Source organism: Fructilactobacillus sp. X3R5C2 (genome assembly GCF_059901175.1).
In genome coordinates this window covers 65,743-84,989 of record NZ_JBWXVC010000004.1, presented here as the reverse complement: position 1 = coordinate 84,989, position 19,247 = coordinate 65,743, and the positions used below count along the sequence as shown (strand labels likewise).

Sequence of the window (19,247 nt, the reverse complement as noted above, 5' to 3'; positions counted from 1 at the left end):
TAAAAACACGTTTGCTTTAATTTAAGACAAACGTGTTTTTCTTATTTATAAGGAACTTTAAGATGACTGTTTTCCAAATCAATCGTGTACTCAATCTCTTGATTCCCGCGCTGAGTCATCTGAAAGTCAGTTCCGTATAGTACTAGTCCAAGTTTTCTGCCAGCTGGAAGGTGGTAGAAGGTTGGTTGTAAAGTTAAGTCAATATCATAAAATCGGTTTGGGACCAATTGATCGTTTTGATAAGCAGAATGGCGATTCTGAAGGTTCATATGTCCAAACGAAATCATTTTATTTGGTGTTGAATGCTTATTTAAAGTGAATTCCCGTAGATCATCCGTGTACCATTTGTGTCCTAGTAGAATTCCCTTGGGCTCAAGAATGGTAGGGGTAACATTCAATCTTTTAGCGTCCCCATAATCGACCAATTGGGCTGACAAGAGTCCGACGTTCTTAGACGTGGCGATGCGTAGATGAAGGGTACTAAATCCCGAAATGATTTGATCTTCACTAAAAGATATTGTCTTAAAGATCAAACGGTGTCCTTTTAATGAACTGTTTGAATCAAGTAAGTCTTTTTCCCACCGTGTTGGATGAGAACAGTATGCCTTAAATCGCGACAAATCCAACTGGTCTTGGTATTTAAGTTGGCCTTTGTTTGAAGTTTTGCTTAGTTTTTCATCATTTAAGTAGTATTTTTTACTATGATTATCAAGCCAGTTATTCTTTTTGTTCCACGTTTCCGGCTTGACGTTGTCTTGCACAATCATATTTGGGATTTGGTTCATTATGTTATTCTCAATCCCATATAACTCATGTGAAATCCACATGTTGACGATATCGTTGAAATCAAACGAACGAAAGGCGTTGATGTAAATGTGTTGACCTTGGTGAAGGATAATCTTTTGATTGATTGGAAGAGACCTGATTCCTTGCCATAGTTTAGCTGCGTTGACTGGTTTAACATTCCAGTCGTTTAAGCCCTGCACAAGCAAGACATCGGCTTTAATGTTTTTAACATTGTTTCGATAGTTTCTTTCGTCCCAAAATTCGTTGTAATTTCCGGTAGTACGGTCCATCTGTTTTTGCATAATTGATAAGTAGCGATCAAAGAAGGGCCGGATCTGGAAATTATCACCAGGATTGAGACTTCTACTGAATGTCTCAGCCGCTAAAACGTCAGCGTCTTCTCCCTGAAATCCGCCGGGAGCCATTACAAGGCCATTTTCACGATAATAATCGTACCAAGAAGAGATGGCGGCTTCTGAAATAATGGTTTTAAGGCCGTTCACTCCAGTGGTTGCTGCAGCATTGGCAAGGGTTCCTAGGTAGGACCGTCCGGTCATTGCTACATTACCATTGGACCAGTCAGCTTTGATCTCGATGTTGTCCGTGCGGTTGGTGAATGCCCGCCGTTTATGATTGAGCCATTCAATCACCGCAACTGTTGAATCGGTTTGTTCGGGAGAACCGCACGTCTGAATTCCGTCAGAATCTTTGGTTCCAATACCAGCTGAATAAACCACTGCATATCCCCGCATTAAGAAGTAGTCATTTAAAGTATAACCGGGCTTTGCAACGTGTCTCTCAATGGCTTCATCGGAAAAACCTTTTGGCGTTCTAGTACTAAACTTTTGGGGTTGTTCTTCATACATAATGTCAGAATAAATGGTATCATCTGGTTCTTTTCGAATAATTGGTTTGTTTACATCATGAGTGATTTGGTCTCCAAACGCATCGTTTGTCCCTTGGTCGTACGGACTAGCCGTATAAAGAGTTCCTAGCTTGAAACTAGTTTTGGGACGGGTGATCTCAGCTTTGATTAGATCAGCTTTTCCGTCCTTATCAGAATCAGTGTCGGTTTCAACGTAGACTGTCTCATAAATGAGGTCTTCTGGTTCAAAAATAGCCTGCGCTTTGCCATTAAAGAAGAGGGGCTTATCTTTTGGAAATCCCTTAAAGAATCCCTGGTTTGCTAAGTGATCAAGGTAGGTTTGACCAGTCTTGTTATGGGTGGTTAGTAGAAGGTACCAAGCTTGAAGTAAGTCGTCTATGTCCCACTTATCAGGTTTATTGAGGTACTTCAAGTTAATTTTTTTCATTGCTTTCAGTGGTTCATCAACATGAAAGTCGACGTCTGCTTGAAATTCAAGCAGTTGGAGGGCAACTAGGTAGAAAACCCGTTGGTTGACTTCACCATTATTTTGCAAATAATCGCCAAGTCGTTTATCTGGAGTCGCTAGTCGATTATTCAATTGCTCCATTTGACCACTTTTATTGTTTACGTTAATAAGCGTTTTACTAAGTAATTTCAAAAATGCTTCTGGAACGGTTTTAGAATTTTCGATTTCGGTTGGATTAAAGCCAACTTGGGCTAACTCCCGTTTAGCGGTGTTAAGGTTAACTGGTATTTGTGCGAACTGATTATTTTTCATGTCATCCACCACTCCCTCTTTTCAGTAATTATGCCATAACCAAAGAACGGTGTTAACGAATTATGACTAAAAGTCCTTATGGATTGTGTATAATGGAGTTAATCTAAATGGGGAAGTGTTATTATGCTAATTTGGATTCATTTATTAACGTGGTTGGTTCTTTTTATTGTGGTTTGTATCGCTCTTTTTTCGAACTGGCATTTTAAAGTCATGACGATGATTGCCAGACTCTGTTATGTGATTTTAATTATTTCAGGAATTTTTCTGATCCCATTTGCATGGGGACGTGATCCAGTCTTGACGATTATCAAGGTTGTTTGCGCGTTACTATTGATTGGTCTGATTGAGATGGCGTTTGCCTTTAAATCACAACAGAAACTTTCAGGATGGTTTTTGTGGATGACCGTGATTGCAATTATAGTGGTGGCGATTCTTGGATTGCTTCTAGCAGGCGGTCGACCGTTTATTCATTTTATGTAAAAAAAGAAGCACTACCAATTAATCGGTAGTGCTTTAATTTTAGAATGATTCAACTTTTACTTTTTTCGTATCACCCGAAAAATCAGTATCGGGATACTTCTTTTCAAGGGCATTAAACATCATACGCTTAGCCAAGTTACCGTTTCGGGCTAAAATAGGGCCATGAAAGTAGGTACAGACGGTATTTTTGTAAATGGCACCCTCAGTTCCATCTTTTCCGTTGTTCCCATGTCCCTTAATGACTTTTCCCAGTGCTCGTTCACTTGGTCCTAAGTAGGTCACTCCAGCGTGGTTTTCAAAACCATGGTATTTTTCCTTGGTTTGTTCGTTTTGAATTTCAATGTTTCCAATGAAACGATTGTCTTTCATTGCATCCGTGTAGTGATCAAGGGCACCAATGCCAGGAAGCTTTTCGCCATTAGCTGCAACGTAGTAGTTTCCAAGTAACTGGAAGCCACCACAAATTGCAATAACAGGCTTGCCTTGTTCAATGAAACGTTTAATTTCATCTTTCTTGGTTTGAATGTCTTTTGAAACAATGGTTTGTTCAAAGTCTTGTCCACCACCGAAAACCATGAAATCATAATCGTCAGCGTTGAACCCTTCTTCTAAACTAACAACGTTTGAGGTGACCTCAACGCCAATCTGTTTAGCGTAATATCGTAACGACAAAATGTTCCCAATATCACCGTAAGTATTCATTAAGTCACCATATAAGTGAGCCACTCGAATGGTTTTTGTCATTAGTCCATTCCTCCTTTAATGAATCCCTTTTGTGCTAGTAAGTGTCTGAATTGAAGCATAGCCGTGTAAGTGGCCAAAACGTAAACCTTTTTAGTGGGGAGCTGTTTAATTTGTTCTAAGACTTTTTCAATGTTTGGTTCAATGATGTGATTGTCGTCATGAACCCCAGCAACCTTTAGCCTGAAAGTAATGTCTTTGTATCGTTCACCACCTGAAATGAATTTTTTAATGTTCATCTTTGGCAGACGTTCAAAGTCGCCATCCCAGATCCAACTCGTGTCAATTCCGTCAGCATAGTTAGCATTTTCAAGAAAGACAAACGAAAATGGTTCTTTTTCATGAGAAATCATATCAATGACTTGGTTAAGTCCAACTGGATTTTTAACTAACACAATGGTTACTTCCTTGTCACCAACTTTGATTTCTTCTTGTCGGCCAAAGAGTCGTTTGTTGGTTTCAAAAGCGTGTTTAATTTGATCAGGACGAACTCCCATTTGTCGACCGGCCGCATAAGCAGCTAGGGCATTGTAAATATTGTACGTCCCACCGACGTCAATCGAATACTGATTTCCATCAATGTCGAAGGTCGAACTAGTAGGGGTTTCGTCCACCACTTTGGTGACTTTGTAATCTAGTTCTGGGCGATGGAAACCGCAGTTGGGGCAGAAATAGTCACCTAAATTTCCGTAAGTGATGTAATGGTAGTGCATAATGTGTGAACAAACGGGACAAAGGACCCCATCCGTGTTGGGAGCTGCCTTGATGTCTTTATCAGCTGGTTGATCTTGAAAGCCATAGAACACTTGTTGATTTGGCATTTTTTTAGAGTTAAAAATGGCGGAATCACCGTTTGCAACCACTAAGGCCTCTGGAGCTAGTAAGATCCCATTTAAGATTTTTTGGTAGGTAGTGTAAATCTCACCATAACGATCCAGTTGGTCACGGAAGATATTAGTCAAAACAAACATCTTTGGTTTGATGGCCTTAACAACCGGTTTTACGTTGGCCTCGTCAACTTCTAAGACTGCAATTGGATTTTCACCATATTTGGGATGCTTTGCTTGTAAAAAGGTTGAGACAATTCCCTGAGTCATGTTAGATCCAGTTGGATTAGTCAGAATTTGATCATATTCTTCCTTTAGGACTTGAACGATCAGTGCGGTAGTCAAAGTTTTACCGTTCGTTCCTGACACAATAATCACATCGTAATTTTTACCCAGCGTCTTTAAAATATTGGGATCAATTGCAGTGGTTATTTTTCCTGGTAATGAGCTACCACGGTGCAAAAAATTATGCAGGAACCAGTAAGATGACTTACCAGCCATGGTGGCAATTCTACTCTGAAATGACATAATGAGTTCTCCCTTAGAAATGATTAGTTTTGCACAATTAAAATAATTCTATCATAAAATTACGCTTATAAGTAAGAATAGTAACTAATTTAAGAAAAAGCAATTATTCAAATGGTAGAACAAATTTTGAATTTGGATGCGAAAAAGTGGTAAATTCGATATAATGAAAAAGTTAGTGAAAATAGAGAAAAGGTGATAGCTTGGCACAACTATTCTTTCGTTACGGAGCAATGAACAGTGGAAAATCAATCGAAATTATTAAAGTCGCTTATAACTATGAGGAACAGGGTAAATCAGTTATTTTGATGACAAGTGGTGTTGATACCAGGGAAAAGAAGGGGACCATTGCTTCTCGGATTGGGTTCACCCGTAAGGCCCTTTCAATTAATTCCGATTCAAACGTATTTAAAATGGTAAAAGATGAAATTGAAAAGCGCGATGAACCCATTAGTTGTGTGTTAGTTGATGAAGCCCAGTTTTTAAATAAACATCACATCTTCGAATTAACCGAAGTGGTTGATCAATTACATATTCCGGTCATGGCATTTGGACTTAAAAACGATTTTCAAAATAAATTGTTTGAGGGATCGAAGTATTTACTATTGTATGCGGATAAGATTGAAGAAATGAAAACGATTTGTTGGTTTTGTGAAAAGAAAGCCATTATGAACCTAAGAGTCCATGATGGGAAGCCCGTTTACGAGGGCGAGCAGATCTTTATGGGTGGTAACGAGTCATATTATCCTGTTTGTCGTTATCATTATTTCAATCCTCCGATTGAAGCACAAAAGAATAAGGAGTAATAAGAATGGCTGAAGCCGATATGGATAAAATTTTTGATAAATTACAATCCGTTTCTGACAGATATGATGAATTAAACGAACTAATCAGTGATCCAGAAGTGATTGCTGACACCCAGAAATTCATGAAACTCTCAAAAGAAGAGGGCAGTCTCAGAGAAACGGTTGAAACTTACAATAAGTATAAAAAGATTAGTAAACAATTAGATGATGATGAGACCATGTTAAGAGAGAAACTTGATAGCGAAATGGAAGACATGGTCAAATCCGAGATTAGTGATTTAAAGGATCAGAAAACGCAACTTGAAGATCAAATGAAGTTGTTGTTGATTCCTAAGGATCCTAATGACGAGAAAAATATTATCATGGAAATTCGTGGAGCAGCTGGTGGAGATGAGGCCAGTTTGTTTGCAGCGGACTTGTATAACATGTACACCAAGTATGCTGAACGGCAGGGATGGAAGATTGAAGTGATCGATGAAACTGATACTGAAGTTGGTGGTTTTAAAGAGATTGTTTTAATGATCACTGGTGATAAAGTCTATTCCAAGTTAAAGTACGAAAATGGTGCTCACCGAGTACAACGAATTCCTTCGACAGAATCGGCTGGACGAGTTCACACTTCCACAGCTACCGTTGGTGTAATGCCTGAGGAAGAAGATGTGGACATTGACATTGATCCAGGCGATATTCGAACGGATGTCTATCGCTCCTCTGGTGCTGGTGGTCAACATATTAACAAAACTTCATCAGCCGTCCGAATGACCCACCTCCCAACTGGGATTGTGGTTGCAATGCAAGATGAGCGTTCTCAACAACAAAACCGTGCTAAGGCAATGCGGGTTTTAAAAGCGCGTGTCTATGACTACTACAAACAAAAAGAACAGAATGAGTACGATGAGAAACGGAAAGATGCCATTGGAACGGGTGACCGTTCTGAACGAATCCGGACTTATAACTATCCTCAAAATCGAGTTACTGACCATCGAATTGGATTGACCTTGAACAAGCTAGACAAAATCATGGATGGTGACTTAGATGACATCATTGATGCATTAATTGTTTCTGATCAAGCTAAAAAATTGGAGAAATTGAATGACTCAGAAGCTTAGAAATAATGCAACTGTTTTTGAAGCCCTTAAATGGGCTTCTTTGCGTCTGGAGCAAGAAAGTTTGGATCCTGATCAAGGACGCCAGGTGATGAGGTCTTTGATGGGATGGAATTTGACGGATTTGCTGATGAATTATCGGTTTAATTTGTCTGATGATCAGGAAGCTAAATTTATTGAAATGATAGAACGGGTTCTAAATCATGAGCCACTGCAATATGTAATTGGAACTGCTAATTTTTATGGATACACGTTTCAAGTTAATCCCAGTGTTTTGATTCCAAGGCCTGAAACGGAAGAATTAGTGGAATGGATCTTAAATGATTACGATGATCATCCTATTAACGTATTGGATGTTGGAACTGGTAGTGGTGCCATTGCGGTTTCATTAAAAAAGCAACGCCCAAGTTGGAAAGTAACTGGTTCTGATATTTCACTTAATGCATTAAAAATTGCTCAAAAAAATGCAACGTCAAATCACACCGAAATTAATTTTGTTCAGAGTGACCTATTTGGCGCTTTTAGTGAACAAAAATTTGACCTGATTGTCTCTAATCCACCATATGTGGGTCAAAATGAGATTAAGTATATGGATGAAAGTGTCTTAAAATATGAACCACGTCAGGCTTTATTTGCTGATAATAATGGACTTTCAATCTATCAGAGAATTTCGCGTGATGTTGATGCTCATTTAGAGGGGGATGGCTCTCTTTATTTAGAAATTGGCTTTAGACAGGGAGATCCGGTTCAAAAGATTTTGATGAATGATAATAAAAGGCGGTCGGTTCGTCTCCGAAAGGACATGGCAATGCGTGATCGAATGATTAAAATGAAATAAAGGAGAATTTTTAAAATGGATACAAAGATATTTACGCCGGATCAGATTGATGCGGCCGCAGAAGAACTTAAGAAGGGGAACCTCGTTTCTTTTCCCACCGAAACAGTTTACGGACTAGGGGCCGATGCTACTAATGTCTCAGCGGTTAAAAAGGTTTATAAAGCTAAGGGACGTCCAAGTGATAACCCATTAATCGTTCACGTTGCTGATGTTGAGACGGTTGAGAAGTATGCTCAACCGTTAGACGAAGAAGTAAAAAGATTAATGAAAACGTTTTGGCCAGGTCCATTGACAATCATCTTAAAGTTAAAAAGGGGTGCACTTGCTAAAGAAGTTACTGGTGGACTTGATACCGCTGCTTTTCGAAATCCTGATAAACAGTCAACTCTAAATTTGATTAAAGCCGCTGGTGTTCCATTAGTAGGTCCATCAGCAAATACGTCTGGCAAACCCAGTCCGACCCTTGCAAAGCACGTTTATCATGATTTAAATGGTAAAATTGCGGGGATTTTAGACGACGGTGCCACTGACTTTGGGGTTGAATCGACGGTTATTGATATGTCAACGGGGAAGCCAGCAATCTTGCGTCCAGGTGCAGTTACCGTTGACCAGATTGAAAAGGTCGTAGGCCCAGTTGACGATGCCGTTCACCATGTTAGTGCGGATCAGGTTCCAAAGGCTCCTGGAATGAAGTATCGTCATTATGCCCCAGATGCTCAGGTTCAAATTGTTGACCATAAAGATGACTGGAAGCGAGCGGCTGATTGGATTAAAAAACAAGATGGGACTGTGGGAGTTATGGCAACTGACGATGTAATTGATGCAGTTGACTGGCCAAACAATGCAGAAACTTACAGTCTTGGAAGTGATATTAATACGGCCAGTCATTTACTATTTGCCGGACTTCGTCAATTTGATTCAGAAGATGGTGTTGATAATATCTTGACACAGGGATTTACCCCAACTGAATTAGGGGAGGCTTACATGAACCGCTTAAACAAATCCGCAGGACAAAAGCACTTTGAATAGTATACTTAATTCAAATAGTGAAATGAGGTAGATATCATGTCAGACAAAGAGTATGAAAAGATGGATCCTGAACTTTGGGATGCCATTCACGGTGAAAAAAAGCGTCAAGAGGACACAATTGAATTGATTGCATCCGAGAACATTGCTTCAAAGGGTGTTCGAGCCGCCCAGGGCTCCGTTTTAACCAATAAATATGCGGAAGGCTATCCTGGTCATCGTTATTACGGTGGCTGTGAGTATGTTGATAAAGTGGAGACGCTGGCCATTGAACGAGCAAAAAAGTTATTTGGTGCTGAGTATGTAAACGTGCAACCTCATTCTGGTTCTCAAGCTAATCAAGCTGCATATGCTGCTTTCTTAAAGCCAGGAGATAAGATCCTTGGAATGGACCTAAATGCCGGTGGACACTTGTCACATGGTGCTAAGGTCAACTTTTCTGGTAAGATTTATCAGTCGTTCACTTATGGAGTTAATCCAGAGACTGAGCAACTTGATTACGATCATATTCAAACAATTGCAGAAGAAGTAAAACCGCAAATTATCGTAGCTGGTGCATCTGCCTATAGTCGAATCATTGATTGGCAGAAATTTAGAGAGATTGCTGATAGTGTGGGCGCCTACTTAATGGTAGATATGGCTCACATTGCCGGGTTGGTCGCAACCGGGTTACATCCTAGTCCGGTAGGAATTGCCGATGTAGTGACAACTACAACGCATAAAACCTTGCGTGGCCCTCGTGGTGGAATGATTTTAAGCCAAGATAAGTACGCCAAAAAGATTAAATCGGCTGTTTTTCCTGGGACCCAAGGTGGTCCTTTAGAACAAGTAATTGCTGCTAAGGCGGTTGCCTTTCATGAAGATTTACAACCCGATTTTGTTACTTATTCCAAGCAAATTCTTAAAAATGCGAATGCCATGGCTGACGAGTTCAATAATTCCGAACATTTACGAGTAGTTTCTGGTGGAACTGATAATCATTTAATGACCGTTGATCTGACTGATACCGGTTTAAATGGTAAACAAGCTCAAGACATGTTGGATTCATTAATGATTACCACTAACAAGGAAGCAATTCCAAATGAAAAGTTGAAACCAACTTTAACTAGTGGACTACGAATTGGGACTCCCGCGATCACTTCAAGAGGGTTTGATGAGAATGATTCAAAGAAAGTTGCTGATTTAATTATTAAAGCCATTGACAATTACGATCAACCCGATGTTTTGGCTCAAATCAAGAGTGACGTATCCAAATTGTGTAAAGAAAACCCAATTACACGATAAGGAGCTAGAAATTTTTTGGTATTCCTTGTGTTATAATAGGTATAAATATAATACGAAGAGGAGAGTGCGTTATGGGCGAGTTTCACGTAATGGATCATCCGTTGATCCAACATAAATTAAGCATTATTAGAGATAAGAATTGTGGGACACGTGAGTTTAGAGAAGTCGTTAATGAAATTGCTAGTTTGATGGTTTTTGAAGTTGCTCGTGATATGCCACTTAAAGACGTTGAAGTTGAGACACCTGAAGGAACTGCGCACGCTAAGAAATTAGCTGGTAAAAAAGTTGCTGTTGTGCCAATTCTGAGGGCTGGAATTGGAATGGTAGATGGGGTACTTGATCTAATTCCTACAGCCAAAGTTGGTCATATCGGGATGTATCGTGATGAAAAAACCTTTCAGCCCCACGAATACTTTTTAAAGTTGCCAAGTGATATTGGTGAGAGGCAGATCTTCGTTGTTGATCCAATGCTTGCTACGGGTGGATCTGCAATCATGGCGCTCGATGCATTAAAGAAACACGGCGCTAATCCCAAGAACATTAAGTTTGTTTGTCTAGTTGCCGCTCCTGAGGGAGTTAAAGCGGTTCAAAAAGCTGAACCAGAAGTTGACATTTATGCCGCTGCACTTGACGATCATCTTGATCATGGTTACATCGTTCCTGGGTTGGGAGATGCTGGTGACCGTTTGTTTGGAACAAAATAGAAATAATAATTTTAAGTGAGAGTTAGTGAACTCCCACTTTTTTGTTAGATTGCTTTACGTAAAGGCCGGGTTTAAGTTTTACCAATTTCAATTGTGAAGTAATTGTTATAAAGACTATAAAATTAGAATTTTTGGTGCTTTATAGCTTTGAAATTTGCCTGAAATGGTGGTATTATTTCATCAGATTTGAATAAGTGAGCTTTTGACTTGTTTGAATATAGAATCGCAATTATTCAACTACTTTTTATGGCACGTTTTTTATTGCGAGTGATAATAGTTGCGAAAAGAGGTGATATCTGTGGAGCCAACTCGTACTTTTCAATTTTTAGGTCTTACTTTCAACGTCAGCAATATGATTTCTGGTGTGATTGTGGCTGTTGTTTTGTTCGCTTTTATATTCGTCTGCTCGAGAAACCTGCAGTTGAAACCAAAGGGGAAACAGAATTTATTGGAGTACATGATTGATTTTACAAATGGAATTATAAAGTCAACGATTGGTAATGATGCGCCTAAGAATTATGGACTATGGGCATTTACGCTATTCTATTTCATCTTAATAGCTAACTTACTTGGTTTGTTCTTGCATATTCAGGTAGGTAATATTGTCTATGTCAAGAGTCCTACGGCCGATCCAATCGTCGCTTTGACGTTCTCATTAATGTCTCTGACATTTGCTATGTATTGTGGTGTTGAGAAACTAGGTTATAAGGGACACTTTAAGGGATTCTTACAACCTGTCTTCTTGTTCCTACCGATCAACCTGCTTGAGGAGCTTACGAACTTCTTAACACTTGGAATTCGTGTTTATGGGAATATCTTTGCTGGTGAATTGTTGGCCGGGATAATTGCTAATTTAGCATTTTCAAATGGATTGTGGCTGATTCCAGTCGCTGCCCCACTTGAGTTAGCATGGCAAGGATTCTCAGTGTTTATTGGCTGTATTCAAGCCTATGTATTTGTAACATTATCATCTGTATATGTTTCTCAAAAATTATCAATTGAGGAATAAGAAAATAGGAGGATTATATTATGGGAGCTATTGCTGCTGGAATCGCAATGTGTGGTGCCGCTATTGGTGCCGGAATTGGTGACGGTTTAATTATTTCCAAGATGCTTGAAGGTATGGCACGCCAACCAGAATTATCAGGAACACTTAGAACTAATATGTTCATTGGTGTTGCCTTAGTTGAAGTTATGCCCATCTTGGCCTTTGTTGTTGCCTTCTTGGTTATGAACAAATAGAGAAAACATTTTCTTAGTTTAGAAAAAGGAGGTGTCAATAGATGTATACACATTTAGTTATTGCGGCTGGATTCAATGTTGGTGATATGCTGTTTTATGCCATCTTGTTCTTACTCTTGATGTGGATTGTTAAGATTTTCGCATGGAAACCCGTCACAAAGATGATGCAAGATCGTGCAACTAAAATTGCCAACGATATTGATTCTGCTGAACAATCACGTAACGATGCTGCTAAGTTAGCCAAAGAACGTGCCGATGCATTACAAAACTCGCATGACGAAGCAACCAAAATCGTTAGTGATGCTGAACAAGCTGGTCAAAAACGTCGTGACACAATTATTTCCGATGCTCAAGATGATGCTAAAACCTTAAAGGATAAAGCTCATAAAGATATCGAACAAGAACGTGAAGACGCTTTAGCAAGTACTAAAGATGATGTGGCAGATTTATCTATTGAGATTGCTTCCAAAATCATTAAAAAGAACTTAAATGCTGATGATCAAAAAGCATTAATCGATTCTTATATTGAAGGGCTAGGTAATCCAAATGAGTCTAGATAAGGTTACGCTTGCCAAAAGATATTCTAATGCGCTCTTTCAAGTACTAGAAGAACATGATGAGTTAGAAACTGGGAACGCTGATTTAATGGCGATTAAAGACATTTTTCAAAGTGACCCTGGTTTATCTATCGCATTAGCAGGGCCAGTGCTTGATCTTAAGCAAAAAGATTCGATCATTAATTCTTTGATTGATGGCGCAACTTCTCAGTACGTCAAGAATTTTGTAAAGATGGTCTATGACTATGGGCGTATTAATGATATGGTCGCGATTATTGATGAATTTGGCAAATTATATGATAAGAAGCAAGGAATCGTGCGTGCTAGCGTAGTTACAGCAGTTCCAATGAATGACGAAGAGAAAGACAAGTTAACCAAGACATTTGCCAAAAGGGTTGGTGCTAAAACAGTTGACTTATCTGCGAAAGTAGACAGTAGTATTATTGGCGGTGCGATTTTGTCGTCAGATAACGTTGTTTACGACGGAAGTGTTCGTACTAAAATTAAAGAAGTACGGAATTTGCTCTCTTAGTCGATAAGATATCTATATTGAAGAGGTGAAACTTTTATGAGCATTAAGGCTGAAGAAATTAGTGCCCTAATTAAAAAACAATTAGATGGCTACAAAGACGAACTTAACGTCGACGAGACTGGTGTCGTTACCTATGTTGGTGACGGTGTTGCTCGTGCATATGGTCTAGATAATGCTTTATCCGGTGAATTACTGGAGTTCCAAAATGGTGTTTATGGAATGGTGCAAAACCTCGAAAGCAACGAAGTTGGTATCGTTGTTTTAGGTGACTTTACAGGTATTCGTGAAGGTGACAGTGTTAAAAGAACCGGAAGAATCATGGAAGTTCCTGTTGGAGATAATATGGTTGGACGAGTTGTAAACTCATTAGGCCAACCAATTGATGGTAAAGGTGAGATCAAGACCGATCAAACTGCTCCAATTGAGAAAAAAGCACCTGGAATCATGCAACGTCAAAGTGTTAAACAACCACTACAAACTGGTATCAAATCAATTGATGCTTTGGTTCCGATTGGTAGAGGTCAACGTGAGTTGATCATTGGTGATCGAAAGACTGGTAAGACTTCAATTGCGATTGATACAATCTTGAACCAAAAAGATCAAGATATGATTTGTATCTACGTTTCAATTGGACAAAAAGATTCAACTGTTAGACAACAAGTAAACACCCTCCAAAAGTACGGTGCGATGGATTACACAATCGTCATGTCAGCTGGTCCATCTGAACCTGCTCCCTTGCTTTACATTGCACCATATGCTGGTGCAACCATGGGTGAGTATTTCATGGACAAGGGTAAAGATGTTTTGATTGTTTTCGATGACTTAACGAAACAAGCTAATGCTTATCGTGAGCTTTCCTTAATTTTGAGACGTCCACCTGGCCGTGAAGCTTATCCTGGTGATATTTTCTACACCCACTCACGTTTACTTGAACGTGCTGCTAAGTTGAGTGACAAGATGGGTGGCGGTTCGATGACCGCTCTTCCAATTGTTGAGACGCAAGCAGGGGATGTTTCTGCTTATATTCCAACCAACGTAATTTCAATTACTGATGGTCAGATCTTTTTAAACTCTGACATGTTCTATTCTGGAGACCGTCCAGCCGTTGATGCTGGTACTTCAGTTTCTCGTGTTGGTGGAGATGCCCAAATTAAGGCAATGAAAAAGGTTGCTGGTACATTACGTTTGGATCTTGCTTCATATCATGAACTTGAATCGTTTGCTCAATTTGGTTCTGATCTTGATGAAGCTACTAAAGCTAAGCTGGATCGTGGATCTAGAACGGTGGAAGTCTTAAAGCAACCACTTCATTCGCCACTACCAGTTGAAAAACAAGTTTTGATCTTGTATTGCTTAACTCATGGCTACCTAGATAAAATTGCCGTTGATGATGTTTTAAGATTCCAGGATGAGATCTTCAAATTCTTTGATACAAATTATCCTGACCTACTTGAAAGCATTAAGAAAACTGGAGATCTTCCAGATGAAAAGAAGCTAAACAGTGCAATCCAAGAATTTGCAAGCACCTTTAAGCCTTCAGCTAAAGGTGACAGTATAGTTAATAGTAATTAACTTGAAGGGAGGATAACAACTAATGGCTGAATCGATGAATGATGTAAAGCACAGAATCGCATCGACCAAGAGTACACGTCAGATTACCGAGGCGATGCAGATGGTTTCAACGGTTAAGTTGAACAGAATTCAGGCACATACAGAGAACTATAATCAGTATGTATCTAAGGTTAAGTCTGTAATCGCTCATCTGGCTCAGTCCGATTTGTTAGAGGATAATAAACCTTCAAGTCAAGATTCAAAAAATGCTAAGAAAAAGACCGCCTATATTGTAATTTCATCTGATCGTGGAATGGTTGGAAGCTACAATAGTAATGTAATCAGAGGTGCCAATGAGTTTATTGAAAAGCACACTCCAAATACTGATGATTATATGATTTTAGCAATTGGTGGTAATGGTGCAGACTTCTATAAGAAGCGTGGAGCAAACGTTGCATACGAAAATCGTACCGTGTCAGATGTTCCCACTTATACCGAAGTCCAAGGAATCGTTAAGACCATTACATCAATGTATAACGATGGGATTTATACCGATTTATACATTTGCTATAATCACTTTGTTAACCGAATTTCCTCTGATTTTAGGGCTGAAAAGCTTCTTCCCATGGATAAGGAGTCAATTCAATCATCTATGGATGATAAGAATAGTGGTCAAGCTGGATCTGATGTCAAAGTTAAAAACTTGATTGAAGATTATGATATTGAGCCATCCGCTAAGGCTGTGCTTGGTGTTGTAATTCCTCAATATGCTGAAAGTTTAATGTATGGAGCGATCTTGGATGCCAAGACAGCCGAACATGCTTCCAGTTCAACCGCAATGAAATCAGCCACTGATAATGCCGATGATTTGATTTCATCACTTGAACTCAAGTATAACCGGGCACGACAGGCAGCTATCACTACTGAAATTACAGAAATTACTGGTGGTCAAGAAGCATTGAACCATTAATAGATGGGAGGAATTAAAGCATAATGAATACTACTGGTAAAGTACAACAAGTTATCGGGCCAGTTGTTGATGTTAAATTTCCCCTAGACGGTGATTTACCAGAAATTAATACTGCTTTGAACGTTAAAAAGGGTGACAACAAGCAATTAGTTGTTGAAGTTGCTCTTGAGTTAGGTGACGGAGTGGTACGTACCATCGCTATGGACGGAACCGATGGTTTACGTCGTGGGATGGATGTTGAAAATACTGGTGCTCCAATTGAAGTGCCAGTAGGTAATGATACTCTAGGTCGAGTATTTAATGTTTTAGGTCAGCCAATTGATGGTGGACCAGAATTTGGTCCTGATCAAACGAGATGGGCCATTCACAGACAACCACCTAAGTACGATGAGTTAAACCCATCGACTGAAGTTCTTGAAACTGGAATTAAAGTTATTGATTTATTAGCTCCATATATTCGTGGAGGTAAAGTTGGATTATTCGGTGGTGCCGGTGTTGGTAAGACCGTTTTGATTCAAGAATTAATTCATAACATTGCTCAGGGTCATAACGGTATTTCCGTTTTCACTGGTGTTGGTGAAAGAACCCGTGAAGGTAATGATATGTACTTTGAAATGAAAGGATCGGGTGTGTTAAAGCATACTGCCATGGTGTATGGTCAGATGAATGAGCCACCTGGTGCTCGTATGCGTGTGGCATTGACGGGTCTTACACTTGCTGAGTACTTTAGAGATGCTGAAGGTGATGATGTTCTTTTATTCATTGATAACATCTTTAGATTTACCCAAGCTGGTACGGAAGTTTCAGCTCTGTTAGGACGTATTCCATCAGCCGTAGGTTATCAGCCTACTCTAGCTACTGAAATGGGACAACTTCAAGAACGAATCACATCAACTAAAAAGGGTGCGATCACTTCAATTCAAGCTGTTTACGTTCCAGCCGATGATTATACCGATCCTGCTCCTGCAACAACGTTTGCCCATTTGGATGCTACCACTAACCTTGAGCGTTCATTAACGCAACAAGGTATTTATCCTGCCGTTGATCCATTGGCATCAACATCATCTGCCCTTTCTCCAGAAATCGTTGGACAAGAACACTTTGACGTTGCAAGTCAAGTTCAACACGTTCTTCAGCGATATCGTGAATTACAAGATATCATTTCAATTCTAGGAATGGATGAATTATCCGACGAAGAAAAGACGATTGTTGGTCGTGCTCGTCGTATTCAATTCTTCTTATCACAAAGTTTCACCGTTGCCGAACAGTTTACGGGTCTTCCAGGTAAGTATGTATCCGTTAAGGATACTATCGCCGGCTTCAAGGGAATTCTTGAAGGTAAGTACGATGATATTCCTGAAGACTGTTTCAGAAACTGTGGTGGAATTGATGATGTCGTTGCAAACTACAACAAACTGAAAGAACAAAAAGCAAGTCAAAGCAAATAGGAGGCTGATCTAATTGGCTGATAATAAATCGTCAGTATTAACCGTTAGTATCGTTACTCCTGATGGCGAGGTTTATTCCAATGATCAAGTCACCATGGCTATCATTGAAACCATGATGGGTGACCTTGGAATTTTAGCTAACCATGTTCCAGTGATTGCTTCTTTAAAAATTGGTGAAACGAGGTTTAAGTTTAACGGAAATGACATGGATACCGTTGCGGTCAATGGTGGATTTGCCGAATTTTCCAATAATACTTTAACCATCGTTGCTGATAGTGCTGAACGTAAAGGTGACATTGATGTATCGAGAGCTACTCATGCCCGAGAGCGTGCAGAACAGAAGATTAAAGATGCTCAATCTAAGAACGATACGGATGCATTGAAACGTGCACAAGTTGCTTTACAAAGAGCTGTTAATAGAATTAATGTTGCACAACATTAATTAAAAAAGAGGAACTTTTTAGTTCCTCTTTTTTGTTACAATTTTTTACATGGACCTCCGATTTACGACAATTGAATGATTTTATGATAGTATATAGTAAGAATGAATATTAGGAGTATCGCGTAATGAATCCATTTGGAGTTGAATCTTTAATAACAATAATTAGCCAGCTATTCTTTATTGCATTAGCTTTTTGGTCTATACAAGGAATTCACTTTGAACGGTTTTTACCAATTCAAGAACGACAAGGGAAGGTCTTGATTGTCCTCCTTTCGATCGTAATTGGTTTTATATGCAGTTCGTTCTTTATGTCATTCATTGATAACTTAAAAAATTTAACAGTACTATTTAAATAATACGTAATAGGAGAGAGTACCATGGAAAAAATTGTTGTGCATGGCGGAAACAAACTTAATGGTCGAGTTCACATTGAGGGTGCAAAAAATGCCGTTTTACCGATTCTAGCTGCTACTATTCTTGCAAGTGATGGCGAGACTGTTTTAACCAACTGTCCCATGTTGTCCGATGTGTTTACTATGAATGAAGTTTTAAAACATTTGGGTATTCAAGTTGATTTTGATAAAAGTAAGAATAAAATTACAGTGGATGCTTCTGGAAAAATTTCACCAGAAGCTCCGTACGAATATGTTTCAAAAATGAGAGCCTCAATTGTTGTGATGGGTCCACTTTTAGCTCGCTTAGGTCAAGCAAAAGTTGCTTTACCAGGAGGATGTGCAATTGGAAGTCGTCCCATTGACTTACATTTGCGTGGCTTTGAAGCCTTAGGTGCTCACATTGAACAACATGATGGTTACGTAGAAGCATCTGCTCCTAACGGACTTACTGGAACCGATATTTATTTCGATTTTCCAAGTGTTGGTGCTACTCAAAATGTAATGATGGCCGCTACCCTTGCAAAGGGAACTACCAAGATTCAAAACGTTGCCCGTGAACCTGAGATTGTTGACTTACAAAAAGTATTGAACAAAATGGGAGCAAAAGTTTCTGGAGCAGGCACTGATACGATTACAATTACCGGAGTACCAAGTGTTCATGGTGCTAGTCATGAAGTGGTTCAAGATCGAATTGAAGCTGGGACTTTTATGGTTGCCGCAGCGCTTACTGAAGGAAATCTTTTAATTGAAAACGGGATTACCGAACATAACTTACCATTAATTTCCAAAATGAAACAGATGGGGGTTAAAGTTGAACAAGAACGCGATGGTGTTCGTGTCATTGGACCCGCAAAATTAAAACCAGTTAACGTTAAGACTGCCCCATATCCAGGCTTTCCTACTGACATGCAGCCTCAAATGACAGTATTGCAGTTAAGGGCCGATGGTGTCAGCAAGCTAACGGAAACTGTTTTTGAAAATCGGTTTATGCACATGGAAGAATTACGCAGAATGGGTGCTAAGTTCGACATTAATGGCGAAACAGTCACCATGTATGGACCAACCCATTTTGAGGGCGCTAAAGTTGCTGCGACTGATCTTAGAGCCGCAGCTGCCTTGATTTTAGCTGGTCTAGTTGCTGATGGTTATACGGAAGTTACTAATCTGAAGTATCTTGATCGTGGCTACTACGAATTTCACAAGAAACTGCAAAAACTTGGCGCAGAAGTTGAGCGAATCCCAATTAAAGAAAGCGACGCAATTGCTAATGACTAACTTGATCGTTAGAAAAATTTAGATAATTTCGTATGTGATAATTCTCTTTTGCTATTCTGGATATGC

At 39.4% G+C, this 19,247-nt stretch carries 20 protein-coding genes; 17 read left to right on the top strand and 3 right to left on the bottom strand.

Features of this window, described 5'->3' with window-relative positions; genetic code table 11:
- Positions 1 to 41: 41 nt before the first annotated feature.
- Entirely contained in the window at positions 42 to 2,432 is a 2,391-nt protein-coding gene (locus AC6UD4_RS05220) for a Xaa-Pro dipeptidyl-peptidase (protein WP_500694423.1), read from the bottom strand.
- A gap of 123 nt (positions 2,433 to 2,555) precedes the next feature.
- On the opposite strand from AC6UD4_RS05220, the gene AC6UD4_RS05215 reads away from it, so the two are divergent.
- Positions 2,556 to 2,912: a DUF1516 family protein gene (locus tag AC6UD4_RS05215; protein WP_500694343.1), complete on the top strand. Its 357-nt coding sequence runs from the start codon at positions 2,556 to 2,558 to the stop codon at positions 2,910 to 2,912.
- Positions 2,913 to 2,951: 39 nt separating this feature from the next.
- Here the strand turns inward: AC6UD4_RS05215 and AC6UD4_RS05210 are convergent, their stop codons facing one another.
- The gene (locus AC6UD4_RS05210; RefSeq protein WP_500694344.1) at positions 2,952 to 3,656 is read right to left on the bottom strand and encodes a type 1 glutamine amidotransferase; all 705 of its coding nucleotides are present in this window, start codon (positions 3,654 to 3,656) and stop codon (positions 2,952 to 2,954) included.
- The gene (locus AC6UD4_RS05205; RefSeq protein ID WP_500694345.1) at positions 3,656 to 5,008 is read right to left on the bottom strand and encodes a MurT ligase domain-containing protein; all 1,353 of its coding nucleotides are present in this window, start codon (positions 5,006 to 5,008) and stop codon (positions 3,656 to 3,658) included. The genes AC6UD4_RS05210 and AC6UD4_RS05205 overlap by 1 nt, the downstream gene beginning before the upstream one ends.
- 230 nt (positions 5,009 to 5,238) lie before the next feature.
- On the opposite strand from AC6UD4_RS05205, the gene AC6UD4_RS05200 reads away from it, so the two are divergent.
- From AC6UD4_RS05200 to murA, 16 genes are all read left to right on the top strand, one after another.
- Entirely contained in the window at positions 5,239 to 5,811 is a 573-nt protein-coding gene (locus AC6UD4_RS05200) for a thymidine kinase (RefSeq protein ID WP_500694424.1), read from the top strand.
- A 20-nt stretch (positions 5,812 to 5,831) separates the two neighbouring features.
- Positions 5,832 to 6,920: a peptide chain release factor 1 gene (gene prfA / locus AC6UD4_RS05195; RefSeq protein ID WP_500694425.1), complete on the top strand. Its 1,089-nt coding sequence runs from the start codon at positions 5,832 to 5,834 to the stop codon at positions 6,918 to 6,920.
- Positions 6,904 to 7,755 (top strand): peptide chain release factor N(5)-glutamine methyltransferase, encoded by an 852-nt coding sequence (gene prmC / locus AC6UD4_RS05190; protein WP_500694346.1) that lies wholly within the window; start codon positions 6,904 to 6,906, stop codon positions 7,753 to 7,755. The genes prfA and prmC overlap by 17 nt, the downstream gene beginning before the upstream one ends.
- A gap of 15 nt (positions 7,756 to 7,770) precedes the next feature.
- Positions 7,771 to 8,784 carry an L-threonylcarbamoyladenylate synthase gene (locus AC6UD4_RS05185; protein WP_500694347.1) on the top strand — a complete coding sequence of 338 codons (1,014 nt, stop codon included), beginning with the start codon at positions 7,771 to 7,773 and terminating at the stop codon, positions 8,782 to 8,784.
- A gap of 36 nt (positions 8,785 to 8,820) precedes the next feature.
- Positions 8,821 to 10,065, top strand: coding sequence for a serine hydroxymethyltransferase (gene glyA / locus AC6UD4_RS05180; protein WP_500694348.1), 1,245 nt, complete (start codon positions 8,821 to 8,823; stop codon positions 10,063 to 10,065).
- Between the two features lie 71 nt (positions 10,066 to 10,136).
- Entirely contained in the window at positions 10,137 to 10,769 is a 633-nt protein-coding gene (gene upp, locus AC6UD4_RS05175; protein WP_500694349.1) for a uracil phosphoribosyltransferase, read from the top strand.
- A gap of 298 nt (positions 10,770 to 11,067) precedes the next feature.
- Positions 11,068 to 11,778 (top strand): F0F1 ATP synthase subunit A, encoded by a 711-nt coding sequence (gene atpB, locus AC6UD4_RS05170; RefSeq protein ID WP_500694350.1) that lies wholly within the window; start codon positions 11,068 to 11,070, stop codon positions 11,776 to 11,778.
- Between the two features lie 20 nt (positions 11,779 to 11,798).
- A complete protein-coding gene (gene atpE / locus AC6UD4_RS05165; RefSeq protein WP_010021947.1) occupies positions 11,799 to 12,011 on the top strand; it encodes a F0F1 ATP synthase subunit C in 213 nt (70 codons plus the stop codon).
- 41 nt (positions 12,012 to 12,052) lie between these two features.
- Positions 12,053 to 12,571 (top strand): F0F1 ATP synthase subunit B, encoded by a 519-nt coding sequence (atpF, locus tag AC6UD4_RS05160; RefSeq protein WP_500694351.1) that lies wholly within the window; start codon positions 12,053 to 12,055, stop codon positions 12,569 to 12,571.
- On the top strand, positions 12,558 to 13,100 hold the full coding sequence (gene atpH / locus AC6UD4_RS05155; RefSeq protein WP_500694352.1) for an ATP synthase F1 subunit delta: 543 nt from the start codon (positions 12,558 to 12,560) through the stop codon (positions 13,098 to 13,100). Before atpF ends, atpH begins: the two co-directional genes overlap by 14 nt.
- 36 nt (positions 13,101 to 13,136) lie before the next feature.
- Positions 13,137 to 14,672: a F0F1 ATP synthase subunit alpha gene (gene atpA / locus AC6UD4_RS05150; protein WP_500694353.1), complete on the top strand. Its 1,536-nt coding sequence runs from the start codon at positions 13,137 to 13,139 to the stop codon at positions 14,670 to 14,672.
- A 22-nt stretch (positions 14,673 to 14,694) separates the two neighbouring features.
- Positions 14,695 to 15,621, top strand: coding sequence for a F0F1 ATP synthase subunit gamma (locus AC6UD4_RS05145; RefSeq protein WP_500694354.1), 927 nt, complete (start codon positions 14,695 to 14,697; stop codon positions 15,619 to 15,621).
- A gap of 23 nt (positions 15,622 to 15,644) precedes the next feature.
- Complete coding sequence (gene atpD, locus AC6UD4_RS05140) at positions 15,645 to 17,069, top strand: F0F1 ATP synthase subunit beta (protein WP_500694355.1); 1,425 nt, start codon at positions 15,645 to 15,647, stop codon at positions 17,067 to 17,069.
- 13 nt (positions 17,070 to 17,082) lie between these two features.
- The gene (locus AC6UD4_RS05135) at positions 17,083 to 17,511 is read left to right on the top strand and encodes a F0F1 ATP synthase subunit epsilon (protein WP_500694356.1); all 429 of its coding nucleotides are present in this window, start codon (positions 17,083 to 17,085) and stop codon (positions 17,509 to 17,511) included.
- Positions 17,512 to 17,636: 125 nt separating this feature from the next.
- Entirely contained in the window at positions 17,637 to 17,867 is a 231-nt protein-coding gene (locus AC6UD4_RS05130) for a DUF1146 family protein (RefSeq protein ID WP_500694357.1), read from the top strand.
- 21 nt (positions 17,868 to 17,888) lie between these two features.
- Positions 17,889 to 19,181, top strand: a complete 1,293-nt coding sequence (gene murA / locus AC6UD4_RS05125) for a UDP-N-acetylglucosamine 1-carboxyvinyltransferase (RefSeq protein ID WP_500694358.1) — start codon at positions 17,889 to 17,891, stop codon at positions 19,179 to 19,181.
- Positions 19,182 to 19,247: the final 66 nt, after the last annotated feature.